The organism is Sediminispirochaeta smaragdinae DSM 11293 (genome assembly GCF_000143985.1).
Taxonomy (GTDB): Bacteria; Spirochaetota; Spirochaetia; order DSM-16054; family Sediminispirochaetaceae; genus Sediminispirochaeta; species Sediminispirochaeta smaragdinae.
The window spans coordinates 3,216,025-3,232,245 of the sequence record NC_014364.1 but is presented as its reverse complement, the minus strand read 5'-3'; the positions used below and the strand labels follow the sequence as shown (position 1 = coordinate 3,232,245).

Below are 16,221 nucleotides of genomic sequence, written 5' to 3'. Positions count from 1 at the left end.
GTGATATTATTTACACAATATGGCAGATTACTGAAAAAACTGCTGCCAAACAAAGGGGGGTAAAAATGAGAGGATTATTCACGAACCACTTTGAAGCGACGTGGCGTGCTATTTTCCTTACGCTTTTTATCGGCATCATGTTGCCGATTCGTTGTTTCGTCAATCATGAGTATGATCCCGGCCTGTTCGGGGTCCCGAATTTCATCTGGAACTGGCTGGTCTATGGTGTGATTACGTATGCGCTCATTGTCGTTTATTACAAGATGTCGATGAAGCGTCCGGAAAACCATCGCTACGATGACAAGGGGGAAAACTAAATGGCTGAAGTTACACCTACTCCCGGTCCTTTTTTCCTCATTTTGGGGATCTATTTTGTTCTCATGGCCTGTATCGGCTGGTATGCCAGTCGCAAAACGAAAAGCCTGCGGGATTACTTTGTCTTAAACGGTAAGGCGGGCGTTATCATCAGTGGTATTGCCTATGCGACGACTCAGTACAGTATGGGAACCTTCCTCGGCACTCCTGGCATGTTATATAAGATGGGTTATGCCGGTATGGGCATTACCATTCCCGGTGTTGCCTTTGCCATGATTATTCCGACGGTCCTGATCGGGCGGAGGCTTGTTACCCTTGGTCACGAGCGGGGATTCCTTACCCTTTCCGACTATCTCTCCGATCGCTACGAAGATCACCGTATGAGTGGTCTCCTTGGTCTCATGATGTTATGCTTTCTCATTCCCATGATGGGAGCGCAAATCATCGGGGCCGGTGTCATTGTGAATGTGTTCACAGGCCTTCCCGCCTATGTAGGCGTAATCGGAATGGGGGCCATTGTCATCATCTATTGTATGTCCGGAGGCATGCGCGGTGCAATGATGACCGACGTTCTCCAGGGAAGCCTCATGTTCATCACCGCTATTGTTGCCTTTATCCTAACATTGCACCAGGGAGGGGGACTCTCGCACCTGAATTCCAGTCTGAACGAAATGAATTCGGCCTACATGTCCTTCCCGGGAGCAAACGGCACCATGACCTGGACCTATTATGTCTCGAATATCCTCCTATGGTCCTTTTTTACCATGGGACAGCCTCAGCTGTTTACCAAATTTTTTGCCATGAAGGATCACAAAACCATGTTCCGTGCGGTGCTTCTTGGCACAGGGGGGATGATGGTTACGGCGCTCCTGGTCCTTTGGTCCGGTGTGAATGGTATCTCCCTTGTTCCGAACCTGAAAAATTCAGATTACATCATTCCCATTATCCTACAGCGGGGCCTGAATCCGGTGATCGCTTCGGTCGTTATCGCCGGTATTGTCGCGGCCGGTATGTCTACCATCGACGGTCTGCTTATAACCACTACCTCTGCCGCTACCCGAGATGTATATCAAAAATATATTAATCCGAAGGCGTCGGACGACCAGGTCATGAAGCTTTCCAAGATCGTTACCCTTATCGTCGGTGTTGTGGTGATTATTTTCGGATGCCTTAAACCCGGCAGCATATTCATTATCAATACCTTCGCTTTCTCCGGCATGGCAATATTTGTGGTACCGATACTGTTCGGCATGTATTGGAAGGGCGCGACATTCCCCGCTGCTGTTTCGTCCGTCATCGCGGGAGTCCTTACCTTGATCTGCTGCACCAAAATAGCTGCCATGAAGGCGCTGATTCACGGATTCCATGCCGTGGTACCCGGCGTTGCCGTAGCTGCCCTCGTCATGGTGCTGGTGAGTCTATCGACAAAGGGCAAGCGTCCTTCTGAGGAGACCCTGGCGCGGCATATGCTGACAAAACAGGGGCGTGCCTGAAGCAATGTATCTACACAAGATGACAAGCACCCAGGCGGAAACGGCGTTGAAACAGGACCCTATTATTGTCATTCCTACGGGCAGTACGGAACAACATGGGCCCCAGTGTGCACTTGGTACGGATTTTCTGGTACCGCAGCATCTGGCCGATCGCGTGAGTGGCAAAAAGAATGTCATTGTAGCTCCCGCAATACCCTTCGGCGTATGTCCTTACCATATGAGTTTCGCCGGCAGCATCGATATCGGCTATGAAGGCTTATATACGCTGATGTCCGGCATTACCAGATCACTCATGCATCATGGGGCACGGCGATTTCTTGTAATAAACGGCCATGGGGGAAATAATCCGGCCCTCGATAAAGCTGCCCTGGATGTCTATCACGCCGGAGGCATCATGGCCAGCATCGATTGGTGGAGCGTCGTCGGTCAAATAGATGAACGATTTGCAAACGGCGGACATGGAGATATCTTGGAGACCTCCGCGATGATGGCGGTGGATGAGTCGTGTGTTGATCTGTCCCTTTCGCGTGATATGGCCCCGGTTCATCCGACAGGCGAGATAAAGGCGCAGTACATACAAATGGTAAATTTCAGGGGAGGCCTTGTACGAATGGCCAGGGACACGAAGGAACTTGCATCCAATGGTTGGTTCGGTCCCGGAGATCCCCGCGGATCGACAAAAAAGTTCGGTCAGGATATGATGGATGTCTGTGTGGAATTTATTTCGGAATTCATTGAGGAGTATCGGAAGCTGTAAGATAACGTATGGTTTTCGATGGATGAAGAATAATTGATCGATAGGGCGTACAGTGTCTTTCTGTACGCCTTTTTTCGCAGCTTTGCGAAAGCGTCAGGGATGCGGAGAACGGCCGCAAGGCCGGTCCGAGTGCAGAGCGCGAGGACGGGAGCGATGAGCGGACTTCGGAGCAAGCCCGACCCGAGGGCCTTTGGCCCGAGGGGGACGCCCGGAATCAGAGCATGAGCGAGTGGGCCTTGAAGAGGCAATAGAGCTCGGTACCAACCCCTATGCCCAGACGTTTTTGAGAATCGGCGGTGATTTTTGCAATCAGGGGAACTCCGGCATTGATGATGCAGTAGAGGGAGTGTTCTTTCTTGATAAGGTTGACGACCGTGCCCTTGAGCTGGTTCTGGATGGAGATGTTTGGAACGGGGGTGATGGAGAGGGCAATCTCCTCGGGATGGATGGTCATGGTGAAGGAGTCTGCAGGAGCAAAAGGGGTTCGTATGACGGTGCCGTTGTTGAGGCCTTCGGCCCTGCATTGAAAGAGGCCTTCGTCGATCTTTTCCGGTTTGATGAGGTTGAGGGTGTTGACGACACCCTGTTCACCGGTGACTGCGGTACCGCTGTTGATGAGGTTGATGATTTCGCCGAAGCCGACGCAGCGTCCCTGTTCGATGAGGTATACCATGTTGGTCAGCCGTTGGATGTCGGGCAGATCATGGCTGATGATGAGGAGTGGAATTTTCAGCTCGTCCCTGAGCTTTCTGAGGTAGGGGAGCATGGTCTTTCTCAGATTTGCATCGACGGCATTGAAGGGCTCGTCGAGTAGCAGCATTTCAGGGGAGGTGAGAAGGGCCCTGGCAATGGCGGCACGTTGCTGTTCGCCTCCGGAGACACTGTTTGGCATGGAGTTCAGGAGGGGGGAGAGTTCGAGAAGTTCCACCACGTCGTCGAAACGGATACGCTTTTCCTTCACATAGCGTTCCCCGAAAAGGATGTTCTCTTTGATGCTTAGGTGGGGAAAGAGCAGCTTTTCCTGAAAAACGACACCGATTTTTCTTTTGTTGGGAGGAAGGTATATCTGCTTTTCGGTATCGGTTATCACCTTGCCGTTGAGGGCGATCTTTCCTGCACTCGGCCGCTCAAGCCCGGCAAGCAGGCTGAAGAGTGATGTTTTTCCCGCTCCAGAGGGACCGAAAACGCCTATGGTTTGGTCACCGAAATCAGCCTTGAGCTGCAGGAGAAAATTCCTTCGCGGTAATTCAATATCAAACGAGAGACTCATCTGGGCTGCTTCTCCTTTTCTGGATTACACGGGTGTAGAGGGAAGAAACGAACATTGCGGTAAAGGATATGATGATCGAAATGAGCACAAGGATCGCCGATTCCCGCTCTTTTCCCGGAATTTGCAGATAAGAATAGACCGAGAGCGGGATGGTACGGGTCTGCCCCTGTATATTGCCTGCGAAGGTCATGGTCGCTCCGAACTCTCCGAGGCTTCGGGCAAAACCGATGATAAGCCCGCTTATGATTCCGGGAAATATCAAGGGGAGGGTAACCCTGAAAAAGACACTCAGCTTTCCTGCTCCGAGGGTGAGAGCCGCTTGTTCCAGTTTTGGGTCAACCATCTCCATTGATACCTTGATGTTTCGTGTTACAAGGGGAAAGGAGACGACCATGGAGGCGATAACGGCCGCCGTGGTGGTAAAGGCGATGCGTATGCCGAACCAGGCGTAAAGATAGGAACCGATGAGCCCCTTTTTCCCGAGGAGGATCAGCAGAAGGTATCCGGTGGTAACCGGCGGCATGACAAGGGGAAGGTTGACCAGGCCGTCGACAAGGGTTTTTCCCTTGAAATTGCAGCGGGTGAGGAGGTAGACGACCGCCAAGGCCAGGGGCAGATTGGCGGCTGTTGATATGCATCCGATCTTGAGCGACAGTAGTACAGTGTGGATGACATCAATTGATTTCATGATCGCTTACTTTGATACCGAAAATCCGTATTTCTTGTAAAGTTCACCCACCTTCTCGTTCTCGAAAAGAAAGTCATAAAACTGTTTTCCGGCAGCATTGCTCTCCTTCATATAGGCGACGAAGTACTCTATCGGAGTGTGTGATTCTTCGGGAAAACGGGAGACGATCTTAACCTTCTGGGACTTCATGGCGTCGGTTTCGTACACGATGCCAAGCTCCGTTTCTCCCAATTCTACTACCATAAGCGCCGCCCGTACATCGGCCGCAGGCTGTATCCTATCGGTCAGCGTATCGTACCAACCGTAGTATTTCAATGCATCTTCGGCATATTTTCCGGCGGGTACATGGGCCGGATCACCCATGGAAAGACGTCCCTCGAAAATAGCCGGAAAGTCGGTGTTTCCCGTAAGTTCAAATGGCTCCATGGGAGAATCAAGGGGAGCAATCAGGACAAGGCGATTTTTTACAAAGGGGCTGACCTCTTCGGTGATCCCGAGATCTTTCGTGAAATCCATCCACTTTTTTGAGGCCGAGATATAGACATCGGCTTCGGCTCCCTGCTCCAGCTGGTGGGCAAGGGTCCCACTTGATGCCGGGTTACTTTCTACGGCAATGCCTGTTGCTTCGGTAAAAAGGTCCGCAATGTCGTTTACCAGGTCGGTGGTGCTTGCTGCGTTAAAGACCACAACAGGGGACGTTTCCGCTGCAGATGGTTTGGCGGATTCCTTCTGGCCTCCCGCCGACAGAAGCATGGTTACTCCCACGAGGAGAACCAAGAGAGATAATGCCTTTTTTTTCATACAAAACTCCTTTTTTTCTGTGTCATTATAAGATTATGCAGATACCGTGCCATAAAATGCACACAACTTGTGTTATATCATAGAGGTTTTTGAGTGTCTACCATTGTATATTATTATATATAAAGGTATTCTCTTTTCTTTGTCGCTTCAGTTCCTTTGGGGTTTGCTTTTTTTACTATGGCAAGTGGTTTTGCCGGCGATGGTAAAGGAATAGATCGGATTATGCATACATAAATGTATTGGTTTTTCGACAATGTTACCTGTATGTAAAATATTGGCACGTGGGGCGGACGATAGCGGATGAGATGGCCCCAAAACACTTTATGTAGAAAAAGGCGATGAAGCGAAAGATATGGGCTAAAGCCAAATCATCGAATATTTCCTACATTAATGTACTCATTCTGTCTGTTTTTGATGTTCTATTTGTGATAGTGATTTTCTAATTTATTATTATATATAAAGATACTATTGTCATAAAATGTGGTTCGGTTTTTGCTTATCATTTCTATGGCATATATTATCGACACAACGTTGAGAGATGGCGAACAAGCTCCTGGTATTGTCTTTACGACGGATGAACGCAAGCGTATTGCCGAGATGCTTGTGAAAACGGGAGTGGATGAAATCGAGGCAGGGATGCCGATTGTCGGGGATGAGGAGATAGCCTTCTTGCGTTGGTGCTGCGACTTGCCGCTTCCCGTCTCCTGCTGGTGTCGCGCTCATGTGAATGATATCGAGGCGGCAAAATGTACCGGCCTCTCTATCGTGCATATCAGTTTTCCTGTTTCCGATCGCCTCCTTTCTGTTTTCAATAAAGATGTTGTATGGCTTTCTGAAGCCATGGAGTCGATGTTTGAACTGTGCCAAAATGATTTTGAACGGGTGCATATAGGATTTATGGATGCAAGTCGTGCCGATCCTTTTTTTGTTAAGCAACTCTTGGATCGGGCCGCTGCTATAGGCTATCGTCGGGCCCGAATAGCCGATTCGGCCGGTGTTATGATGCCCTCTGACGTTATACACGCGTGTGCGCTTTTTTCCGCCTCTTCCATTCCTGTTGAATTTCACCCGCACAACGATTTCGGTATGGCAAGTGCAAATGGGATCACTGCCCTCGATCACGGCATTGATGCGGTCAGTGCGACCGTTTTGGGGATAGGAGAGCGGGCTGGTAATGCCAGAATCGAGGAACTGGCCATGGTCTTATCGACCAGAGGAGGGACGGGGAGACATCCGTTTGACATGAACGCTATCGAAAAACTGAGTCGCTATGTTGCAAAGATCGGCAGAAGGCCCATCCCTGTTGACAGACCCATTGTGGGAAAACATGTCTTCAGCCATGAGTCGGGCATTCATGTAGCCGCAACTATAAAGGACCCCGAGGCCTTTCTTCCTCTGCTCCCCGAGAAGTATGGCATAGGCAGGGTGGAGATCAAAACCGGCAGATTGTCGGGATCAAAGGGAATTCAGTATGTGCTGAGAAACATGTCGGTTGAAATCGATCTGGCTACGGCTCATTCGCTTTTGCCGATGATCCGTAGAATTGCGGAAGAGAAGGGGAGAAATCTCGACCCTTCCGAAGTGGAAGCAATCTATCATGAATACATCATCAACATGCAGAGCGTGTGAGGTTAAGAGTAATACCGCTCTTAGATTCCTTTTTGAGATGAGTAACTCCATCCTGAAAGAGGATGTCATCTCTGAAATTCTTCAGGAAGTCCTGCGGATTATGTCGGGTCATATGGGACTGGTTCGAGGAACGATAAGTATCTTCAACAGAAAAAGCGGAAAGATATCGATCGAGGAGGGATTTGGAATTTCTCCTGAGGAACAAGCCCGGGGTATCTATGATCCGGGGGAGGGGATTACCGGAAAGGTGATCGAGAGCGGAAAACCGGCGCTCGTACCCGATATTTCGCTGGAACCTCATTTCCTTAATCGTACTCGGGTGCGCCGGGATATCGGAAAAAAACAGATAGGCTTTATTTGTGTCCCCATTAAGGGCGGAAAGGAGGTGATAGGTACCCTCAATGCGGAGCGTTTCATCGATGAGGTGACGGATCTGGAGGAGGATCTTTGCCTCATGCAGATTATCGCCGCCATGATCTCTCAGGCTGTCCAGCTGTATCAGGCCCATCACGAGGAAAACCAGGTTCTACAGGAGGAGAATAAGCGCCTTCAGCGGGAACTGCTGGAAAAGTTCACCAGCAGCAGGATCATAGGTACATCGAAGGTGATGCGCCGGGTCTTTGATTATGTGCACAAAATTGCAGATTCGATGGCGACGGTTCTGATCCTGGGGGAAAGCGGAGTGGGAAAGGAACTGGTTGCCAAGGAAATCCACTATGCAAGCGGTAGGAAGAATATGCCCTTCATAACGCTAAACTGCGCTGCACTTCCGGAATCCATCATAGAAAGCGAATTGTTTGGCCATGAAAAGGGAGCCTTTACCGGGGCTGTTCGCGACAGAAAAGGTCGTTTTGAACGTGCCCAGGGCGGCACCATCTTTCTCGATGAGATAGGTGAGCTGAGTCCCAATGTCCAGACAAAGCTTCTGAGGGTGCTTCAGGAACGGGAGTTCGAACGGGTTGGGGGAAGCAAAACCATTCGCTGTGATGTACGGGTGATAACGGCCACTAATAAAGACCTCGAAACAGCCATGAAAAACGGCAGCTTTCGGGAAGATCTCTACTATCGACTCAATATCATTCCCATCACCGTTCCGCCCCTGCGGGAGAGAAAATCCGATATTCCCCTTTTGGTAAATCACTTTATCGATAAGTTCAGCAGGATGAACCATAAAAAGGTCACGAGAATATCTACTCCGGCCATCGATATGCTTTTTTCCTACCATTGGCCGGGGAATATTCGCGAGCTCGAAAACTGTATCGAACATGCGGTGATTCTGGCCGATAACCAGGTGATACACGGATATCATCTTCCTCCAACCCTTCAGATGCGCCTTCCTGAGTTGAAAGGTCGCCAGGAGGCCGGAAGCCTCCAGCATCAGCTTGATGCCCTTGAGTATGAATTGCTTGTCGAGGCATTAAAGTCTTCAAAGGGAAATCTCTCGGATGCGGCGAAGGAACTTGGGCTTACCAACCGTATGATCGGTGTTCGTATGAAGAAGTACGGATTGGATTACAAGAAATTTCGAAGTTATAAAAAGATGAAGTAATGTACATTTTGGTAAAAAGTGAGATGTAAGAACGATTTCTTTACAATAATGTGTAAAAGTATAGTGTTCCGAATATTGGTGGTCATAACGCCGTTCCCGATTAGAACGTCCGAATTTACTATTTCCCAAATATATTTATTTGTAATTGTATATTATATATAAATTTATATCATTTCCTGTTGGTGGGGGGGATACTTGACGTCCATATATCACCAATATTCTGAACACTAGCACAACTTGGCACGGCTCCTGCATATCTCTTTGTAGCCGCACTGCGGCAGATGACGAACTGGAGGAAGATCAGATGAGGAAAGTGGCAATTTACGGAAAGGGGGGTATCGGCAAGTCGACGACGACGCAGAATACCGTTGCGGGTCTTGCCGAGGCCGGAAAAAAGGTAATGGTGGTAGGCTGTGACCCAAAGGCCGATTCTACACGGCTCCTGCTCCATGGGCTGGCGCAGAAGACGGTCCTCGATACCCTGCGGGAAGAGGGCGAGGATGTGGAGCTTGAAGATATCCTCAAAGCCGGTTATCTGAACACCACGTGTGTGGAATCGGGAGGGCCTGAACCCGGGGTCGGCTGCGCCGGCAGGGGCATCATCACTTCCATTAATCTCCTTGAGCAGCTTGGTGCTTATGAACAGGATGATACTCCCCTCGATTACACCTTCTACGATGTCCTTGGCGATGTTGTCTGCGGGGGCTTTGCCATGCCGATTCGCGAGGGCAAGGCCGAGGAAATTTACATCGTTGTGTCCGGGGAAATGATGGCAATGTATGCGGCAAACAACATTTGTAAGGGGATCGTGAAATACGCCGATGCAGGAGGCGTTCGACTTGGCGGGCTTATCTGCAATTCGAGAAATGTGGACAACGAACAGGAGATGATCGAAGAGCTGGCCAAACTGCTGGGAACGCAGATGCTCCATTTCGTTCCCAGAGACAACATGGTGCAGCGGGCGGAAATCAACCGAAAGACCGTCATCGACTACGCTCCCTCCCATGTCCAGGCCGATGAATATCGAACTTTGGCGAAAAAAATGGATGGAAACGATATGTTTGTCGTTCCCAAGCCTCTTGCCATTGATGCGCTGGAAAAACTTTTGATCGAATTCGGAATTGCCAATTAAGGAGAAGCAGATGGTTATGATACGAGCCATCCTGAGGCCTGAACGGGTTCAGGATGTTATAGAAGGGCTTCTGGATGCAGGTTATCCGGCGCTTACGCGCATCAATGTTGCAGGACGTGGGCAGCAACGGGGAATCAAGGTCGGAGAGGTCATGTACGACGAGCTGCCTAAAGAGATGTTACTGGTTGTGGTTCCGGAAAGCGAAAAAGAGATCGTGCTCAGGGTGATGCTCAAACTCGGGAAAACGCCCCCCAGCGGCGTGTACGGGGATGGAAAAATATTTATCACCCCGGTTGAAGAGACCTACACAATAAGTTCCGGCTTTAAGGAAGAGTGATGAAAGAGATACTGGCTGTTATTCGGATAAATAAGATGAATGAAACCAAGAAGGCCCTAAGCGATGCAGGCTTTTCGGGATTCACCGCAGCCGGCAAGGTTCTCGGCCGTGGAAAAGGTCTTGTTGACTATCAGCTGATTAAGGGCGCCCAGGATGGCTACCAGGAGGCGATATCCCAACTTGGGCACGGCCCCAGGCTGATACCGAAGCGAATCCTGACACTGGTTGTTCGGGATGAAAAAAAGGAGCTGGCCGTTCAAACGATTATGAAGACAAACAAGACCGGTAACCCCGGAGACGGAAAGATTTTTATCCTTCCAGTTGCAGAGAGTATCCGGGTGCGGACCGAAGAAAAGGGCGATACGACCCTTGATTAAAGGAAGAGAACATGAGTGAGAAGGGAAAAATGAAGGCGGATATTTTTCGCGACACGATCATGGAAAAGTACCCGCCAAAGGTACTGAAGAAACGGAAAAAACAGTTCATTGTTCGAGAGGCCGATCCCGAACAGAGCATACAGGCCAATGTCAGGACCGTACCGGGAATTATCACCCAGCGTGGATGCTGCTATGCCGGTTGTAAGGGGGTTGTTCTTGGGCCGACGCGGGACATCATTAATATTACCCATGGCCCCATCGGCTGTGGTTTCTACTCATGGCTGACCCGAAGAAACCAGACAAGGCCGGGCGATAACGGTGAAAACTACATGACCTACTGTTTTTCCACCGATATGCAGGACCAGAACATTGTTTTTGGGGGTGAAAAACTTCTTCGTCAGGCGGTACAGGAGGCCTACGACATCTTCCATCCCAAGGCCATCGCCATTTTTTCCACCTGTCCTGTAGGACTGATCGGTGATGATGTCCATGTTATTGCCAGGGAGATGAAGGAACAGTTTGGGGACTGTAACGTCTTTGCCTTTTCCTGTGAAGGCTACAAGGGGGTCAGCCAGTCGGCCGGGCATCACATCGCAAACAACCAAATTTTCAAGCATGTGGTCGGTACCTCGGAAGAGGGCAGAACGGGAAGGTACAAGATAAACCTGCTTGGTGAGTATAACATCGGTGGCGATGCCTTTGTCATCGAGGAACTCCTTGAGAAGTGCGGAATCACTCTCGTTTCCACCTACAGCGGCAACTCTTCCATTGATCAGTTTGCAAGCTCACATACCGCGGATCTGAACTGCATTATGTGTCACCGTTCGATTAACTACGTGGCGGGGATGATGGAAACCAAGTACGGAATTCCCTGGATCAAGGTGAACTTCATCGGAGCCGAGGCCACTGCAAAATCACTTAGAAAGATTGCCGCTTATTTTGAAGAACCTGAGCTGGAGAAGCGGGTGGAAGAGGTTATTGCCGAAGAGATTGTCGGTGTGGAGGCCGTGCTCGAAGAGATTAGGCCGAGAACCGAAGGTAAGACCACCATGCTCTTTGTCGGAGGTTCCAGAGCTCATCATTACCAGGAGTTATTCAAGGAATTGGGAATGGAAGTCCTTGCCGCGGGGTATGAGTTCGGCCACCGGGACGACTACGAAGGCCGGCGGGTCCTTCCTTCCATCAAGGTGGATGCCGACAGCCGGAACATCGAGGAGTTAAAGGTCGAACAGGATACGGAGCGTTATCGCCCAAGAAAGGATGAGTCGAGTAGGGAGGAGTTGGAACAGCAGGGCCTTTCATTTAGCAGTTATGAAGGGCTCATGCCTGAGATGGAAAACGGAAGTTTTGTCGTCGATGATATCAGCCACTATGAGATGGAACGGTTGATTCTTGAGTATAGGCCCGATGTGTTTTGTGCAGGCATCAAGGAGAAGTTTTGTGTACAGAAAATGGGCGTCCCGATGAAGCAGCTTCATAGCTACGACTATGGCGGCCCCTATGCCGGTTTTGCCGGTGCCATCAACTGGTATCGTGAGATAGACCGTATGGTCGGAAGTAAGGTGTGGGGATTAATTGGTGCCCCGTGGGAAAAAAACCGAACCCTGCACGGCAGATTTGTCGCAACAACATAGAGGAGGATGAGGATGTTACTACGACACACAAACGCAGAGGTGGCCGAACGCTCGGCCCTTACCATCAATCCCTCAAAGACCTGTCAGCCCATCGGTGCCATGTACGCATCTTTGGGAATCCACGGCTGTCTGCCCCACAGCCACGGCTCCCAGGGCTGTTGCGCCTACCACCGTTCGGCCCTTACACGACACTACAAGGAGCCGGTCATGGCGGGAACAAGCTCCTTTACCGAGGGCGCCTCGGTCTTCGGTGGGCAGGCAAACCTCATATCGGCCCTTATCACCATCTTCAACGTCTACAATCCCGATGTCGTTGCGGTGCATACAACCTGCCTCTCCGAAACTATCGGGGATGATGTGGGACAGATTGTAAAAAAGGCGATCGACGACGGAAAGGTGCCCGAGGGGAAAAGGATCATCCACGCAAGCACCCCTTCCTATGTAGGCTCCCATGTTACCGGCTTCTCATCCATGTGCGCATCGATTGCTCGTTCTTTCTGCAAGCCTTCGGAGGAGAAGATCAACCAGATCAACCTTCTTCCCGGTTGGGTCGATCCTGCGGATATGCGGGAGATAAAGCGGATACTGCGGGCAATGAAGATCCCCTCAGTGGTGTTTCCCGATACTTCAGGGGTTCTTGATGCGCCGATGACCGGCGTCCATGAAACTTTTCCAAAGGGAGGGACCACCGTCGAAGAACTGGAGTCCACAGGAAAAAGTTTCCATACCTTTGCCTTAGGTTCCTTTGCCTCTGAAGCGGCTGCCAGGGAACTAAAGAAGATTGCCGCAGTACCCTTTGATGTGATGGACCTTCCCATCGGTATCAGGGCCACCGACCGCTTTCTTATGAAGCTCTCCGAGCTGACCGGCTATCCTGTTCCCGACTCTCTTACCGATGAGAGGGGGCGGGTAGTGGATCTGATCACCGACATGCAGCAGTACCTTGCGGGAAAAAAGGTCGCCCTGTTTGGGGATCCCGATCAGCTTATCAGTCTGACGGAGTTCCTGCTGGACATGGACCTCAAACCCATCCACATCGTCAGCGGCACTCCGGGGAAGAAATTTGCCAAACGGATGGAGTCTATGCTCGACGAGGTGCTCCCCGGTGCACAGTACCGAAACGGGGCCAGGGCCGATCTCTTTCTCTTACATCAGTGGATCAAGAATGAACGGGTGGACCTTCTGATTGGTAACAGTTACGGGAAGTACATTGCACGGGACGAGGATATTCCCTTCATGCGGATGGGGTTTCCCATTTACGACCGGATCGGCCACCAATATTTCCCCAGTATAGGCTATGCCGGAGCAATGAGAATCGCGGAGAGGATTCTCGACCTCTTTATGGATCGTCAGGACAGAGATTGTCCTGAGGAACGTTTCGAACTTGTTATGTAAAAGGTGGGACAAAATGGCGGACACGCTTATCGAAGAGAGACGAAGACAGGTATTTACCAAGGGAAAGGATGATTTTGCCATTTGCGGTGATAAGGTATCGGCCGCCGGCTCGGTGAGCCAACGGGCTTGTGTCTTCTGCGGCTCCCGGGTCGTGCTCTATCCTATTGCCGATGCCCTTCATCTTGTCCATGGTCCCATCGGCTGCGCCGCGTATACCTGGGATATTCGCGGGGCCTTGAGTTCGGGACCGGAGTTGCATCGTAAAAGTTTCTCCACCGATCTACGGGAAAAAGATGTCATCTTCGGAGGCGAGAAAAAGCTCTATACGGCCATGAAGCGCCTGATTGCCGAGTATGGTCCCAAGGCCGTCTTTGTCTACAGTACCTGCATCGTCGGGATCATCGGGGATGATGTAGAGGCTGTCTGCCGCCGAACCGCAGACGAAGAGGGCATCCCTGTGATTCCGGTACACTCGGAAGGCTTTAAGGGTACAAAGAAGGATGGCTATAAGGCCGCCTGCAAGGCTCTTGGGCGGCTTATAGGTACCAGCCCCCTGGTCAGGCCTGATGGAAACGGGCTTGCACGGCCGGTGATAAACATCCTAGGCGAGTTCAATCTGGCAGGAGAGGCGTGGATCATCAAGGAGTACTACGAAAAAATGGGGGTGGAGGTGGGCGCCACCCTTACCGGAGACGGTCGTGTCGAGCAGCTGCAGCGGGCACACGGTGCCCAACTCAATGTCGTTCAGTGCTCAGGCTCCCTAAAATATCTGGCTCAGGATATGGAGCAACGGTACGGAATTCCTTTTAAACAGGTTTCTTATTTCGGGATTGAAGATACGGCGGCGGCTCTCTATACGGTGGCCGAGTATTTCACCGATCCCCTGATAATGGCTAATACGAAGGAGCTGGTTCGCCGTGAACTTGAGGCCGTGTATCCCATCATCCACGGATACAAAAAGGTGCTGGAAGGGAAAAAGGCGGCGATCTACGTCGGCGGTGCCTTCAAGGCCTTAAGCCTTTTGCGATCGTTGAAGTATCTCGGTATCCAGGTTGTTCTGATGGGTTCCCAGACCGGAAGCAGCGAAGAGTATGAGGAGATGAAGGAGCTTGCCGATCCCGGGACCGTGATTGTGGATGACTCAAATCCTTCCGAGTTATCGAGGTTCATTCAGGAGTTGGATGTCGATCTCTTTATCGGCGGGGTTAAGGAGCGGCCGGTGGCCTACAAACTGGGAATCGGATTTTGCGATCACAACCATGAACGAAAAATCGCCTTGGCAGGTTTTACCGGAATGCTCAATTTTGCGAAGGAAGTCTACAACACGGTGACCAGCAGGTCGTGGAAGGTCATAAAAGAGGCCAAGGAGAATGATCCATGGGAAAGAGTAGCGAGAGCATAACAAAAGAAGGGGAGGCCCCTGTCCGGGAAGCGCCGGGGATGGTGGTGAATCCCTGCAAGGCGTGTGCTCCTCTGGGGGCCTCCATCGCCTTACGGGGTATAAGGAATTCGATGTGCATTCTCCACGGCTCTCAGGGCTGTGCCACCTACATACGTCGTTTCCTTATCGGTCATTTCAGGGAGCCTGTCGATATTGCCTCTTCATCCTTTGATGAAAGCAGCGCCGTGTTCGGGGGGAGGAGCAACCTGATCCGCGGGGTGAAGAATATCATAGGACAGTACAAACCTGAGGTGATCGGCATTGCCACCACCTGTCTTGCCGAAACCATCGGCGAGGATGTCGGGATGTATCTCAAGGATTTTCCCGCCGACGAGGGGGTGACCTACATCCATACCGAGACGGCTGCCTATAAAGGGACCCATGTAGACGGTTTTATGAAGATGTGTGCGGCAATTGCCGCACAGGCTGCTCCTCCCCGGAAACGTGCCGCGGCGGGTGCCCATACCTGCGGACAAGGAGAGGTGGGAAAAGGTTCCTTGCGTATCAACCTTTTCCCCTGGATGGTCAGTCCCGAAGACATCAGACACCTGAAGTGGGTGCTCGGTGAAATGGGTGTACAGGCGACACTTCTGCCGGATTATAGCCGGAGCTTCGACGGTGGGGCCTGGAAGGAGTATCACAGGCTTCCCGAAGGAGGAACCTCAATAGATGCGGTCCGCCGGATGGGGGAGGCCGAACACTCTATCGAGTTCGGCCTTATCTCTTCGCACAAGTGCTCTCCTGCCGCGATTGTGAAACAAAAGGCTGGTGTGCCCTATACCAACCTCCCTCTTCCCATCGGGCTGAAAAACAGCGACGCATGTATCAATGCATTAATTGATGTGAGCCGGGAGAACGGACATGAGCCGCGTTTTTCTCCCATGCTCAAGGACCAGCGGGAACGACTCCTTGATGCATATGCCGATGCGCATAAGTACTTTGCCGGCTTAAGGGCCGCGGTCTATGGGGAGGGTGACTTTGTTGCGGGGATCTGCTCTCTCCTGTGTGAATTGGGGATCGAACCGGTGATTTGTCTCAGCGGAGAGAAGCTTAACAGCCATGCAGAGGCGATGATAAGCCGGATCTGCACGGACTTTGCCTTTGACGAGCCCCTTATCAGATTCGATGCCGATTTCTCCGGCCTGGAAGCAATCCTTGATGAGGTGCACGCCGATCTCATGATTGGTGGAAGCAAGGGGTACAAGGTATCCCGCCGTCTTGGCATTCCTCTTGTTCGGGCCGGTTTTCCGATTCAGGACCGCCTCGGGGGACAGCGACTACTGCATATAGGCTATGCAGGGGCCTTGCGGATGACCGATCAGATCGCCAATACCATGATAGCGAAACGACAGGATGAATCCCCCGTCGGGTATATGAGTATGTAGAGCCCCGTAAAAAGGAGA

Annotated in this window: 15 protein-coding genes; 12 read left to right on the top strand and 3 right to left on the bottom strand. The window is 51.1% G+C overall.

Translation table 11 applies throughout. The annotated features are described in order from the left end of the window. The first annotated feature begins 65 nt into the window (after nt 1-65). The 3 genes from SPIRS_RS15230 to SPIRS_RS15220 are packed head-to-tail and all read left to right on the top strand — an operon-like array spanning nt 66 to nt 2,565. The gene (locus SPIRS_RS15230) at nt 66-317 is read left to right on the top strand and encodes a hypothetical protein (protein WP_013255577.1); all 252 of its coding nucleotides are present in this window, start codon (nt 66-68) and stop codon (nt 315-317) included. Next, nucleotides 318-1,808, top strand: coding sequence for a sodium/pantothenate symporter (locus tag SPIRS_RS15225; RefSeq protein ID WP_013255576.1), 1,491 nt, complete (start codon nt 318-320; stop codon nt 1,806-1,808). Between the two features lie 19 nt (nt 1,809-1,827). Then, on the top strand, nt 1,828-2,565 hold the full coding sequence (locus SPIRS_RS15220) for a creatininase family protein (protein WP_148224197.1): 738 nt from the start codon (nt 1,828-1,830) through the stop codon (nt 2,563-2,565). A gap of 214 nt (nt 2,566-2,779) precedes the next feature. Here the strand turns inward: SPIRS_RS15220 and modC are convergent, their stop codons facing one another. The 3 genes from modC to modA are packed head-to-tail and all read right to left on the bottom strand — an operon-like array spanning nt 2,780 to nt 5,324. Beyond that, nucleotides 2,780-3,835 (bottom strand): molybdenum ABC transporter ATP-binding protein, encoded by a 1,056-nt coding sequence (gene modC / locus SPIRS_RS15215; RefSeq protein ID WP_013255574.1) that lies wholly within the window; start codon nt 3,833-3,835, stop codon nt 2,780-2,782. Further along, nucleotides 3,819-4,523 (bottom strand): molybdate ABC transporter permease subunit, encoded by a 705-nt coding sequence (gene modB, locus SPIRS_RS15210; protein WP_013255573.1) that lies wholly within the window; start codon nt 4,521-4,523, stop codon nt 3,819-3,821. The genes modC and modB overlap by 17 nt, the downstream gene beginning before the upstream one ends. Before the next feature lie 6 nt (nt 4,524-4,529). After that, nucleotides 4,530-5,324: a molybdate ABC transporter substrate-binding protein gene (gene modA / locus SPIRS_RS15205; protein ID WP_013255572.1), complete on the bottom strand. Its 795-nt coding sequence runs from the start codon at nt 5,322-5,324 to the stop codon at nt 4,530-4,532. Between the two features lie 507 nt (nt 5,325-5,831). Here modA and SPIRS_RS15200 point away from each other — a divergent pair. The 9 genes from SPIRS_RS15200 (at nt 5,832) to SPIRS_RS15160 (ending at nt 16,203) form a co-directional block, all read left to right on the top strand. Then, a complete protein-coding gene (locus SPIRS_RS15200) occupies nt 5,832-6,953 on the top strand; it encodes a homocitrate synthase/isopropylmalate synthase family protein (RefSeq protein WP_070807979.1) in 1,122 nt (373 codons plus the stop codon). Next, a complete protein-coding gene (locus tag SPIRS_RS15195) occupies nt 6,922-8,502 on the top strand; it encodes a sigma-54-dependent Fis family transcriptional regulator (protein ID WP_013255570.1) in 1,581 nt (526 codons plus the stop codon). Before SPIRS_RS15200 ends, SPIRS_RS15195 begins: the two co-directional genes overlap by 32 nt. A 304-nt stretch (nt 8,503-8,806) precedes the next feature. After that, nucleotides 8,807-9,634, top strand: a complete 828-nt coding sequence (nifH, locus tag SPIRS_RS15190; RefSeq protein WP_013255569.1) for a nitrogenase iron protein — start codon at nt 8,807-8,809, stop codon at nt 9,632-9,634. A 10-nt stretch (nt 9,635-9,644) separates the two neighbouring features. Beyond that, complete coding sequence (locus SPIRS_RS15185; RefSeq protein ID WP_013255568.1) at nt 9,645-9,971, top strand: P-II family nitrogen regulator; 327 nt, start codon at nt 9,645-9,647, stop codon at nt 9,969-9,971. Continuing rightward, nucleotides 9,971-10,348: a P-II family nitrogen regulator gene (locus tag SPIRS_RS15180; RefSeq protein WP_013255567.1), complete on the top strand. Its 378-nt coding sequence runs from the start codon at nt 9,971-9,973 to the stop codon at nt 10,346-10,348. The genes SPIRS_RS15185 and SPIRS_RS15180 overlap by 1 nt, the downstream gene beginning before the upstream one ends. A gap of 11 nt (nt 10,349-10,359) precedes the next feature. Further along, entirely contained in the window at nt 10,360-11,982 is a 1,623-nt protein-coding gene (nifD, locus tag SPIRS_RS15175) for a nitrogenase molybdenum-iron protein alpha chain (RefSeq protein ID WP_013255566.1), read from the top strand. 12 nt (nt 11,983-11,994) lie between these two features. Then, entirely contained in the window at nt 11,995-13,377 is a 1,383-nt protein-coding gene (gene nifK / locus SPIRS_RS15170) for a nitrogenase molybdenum-iron protein subunit beta (protein WP_013255565.1), read from the top strand. Between the two features lie 13 nt (nt 13,378-13,390). After that, nucleotides 13,391-14,779, top strand: coding sequence for a nitrogenase iron-molybdenum cofactor biosynthesis protein NifE (gene nifE, locus SPIRS_RS15165; protein WP_013255564.1), 1,389 nt, complete (start codon nt 13,391-13,393; stop codon nt 14,777-14,779). Beyond that, a complete protein-coding gene (locus SPIRS_RS15160) occupies nt 14,755-16,203 on the top strand; it encodes a nitrogenase component 1 (RefSeq protein ID WP_013255563.1) in 1,449 nt (482 codons plus the stop codon). Before nifE ends, SPIRS_RS15160 begins: the two co-directional genes overlap by 25 nt. The last annotated feature ends 18 nt before the right edge of the window (nt 16,204-16,221 follow it).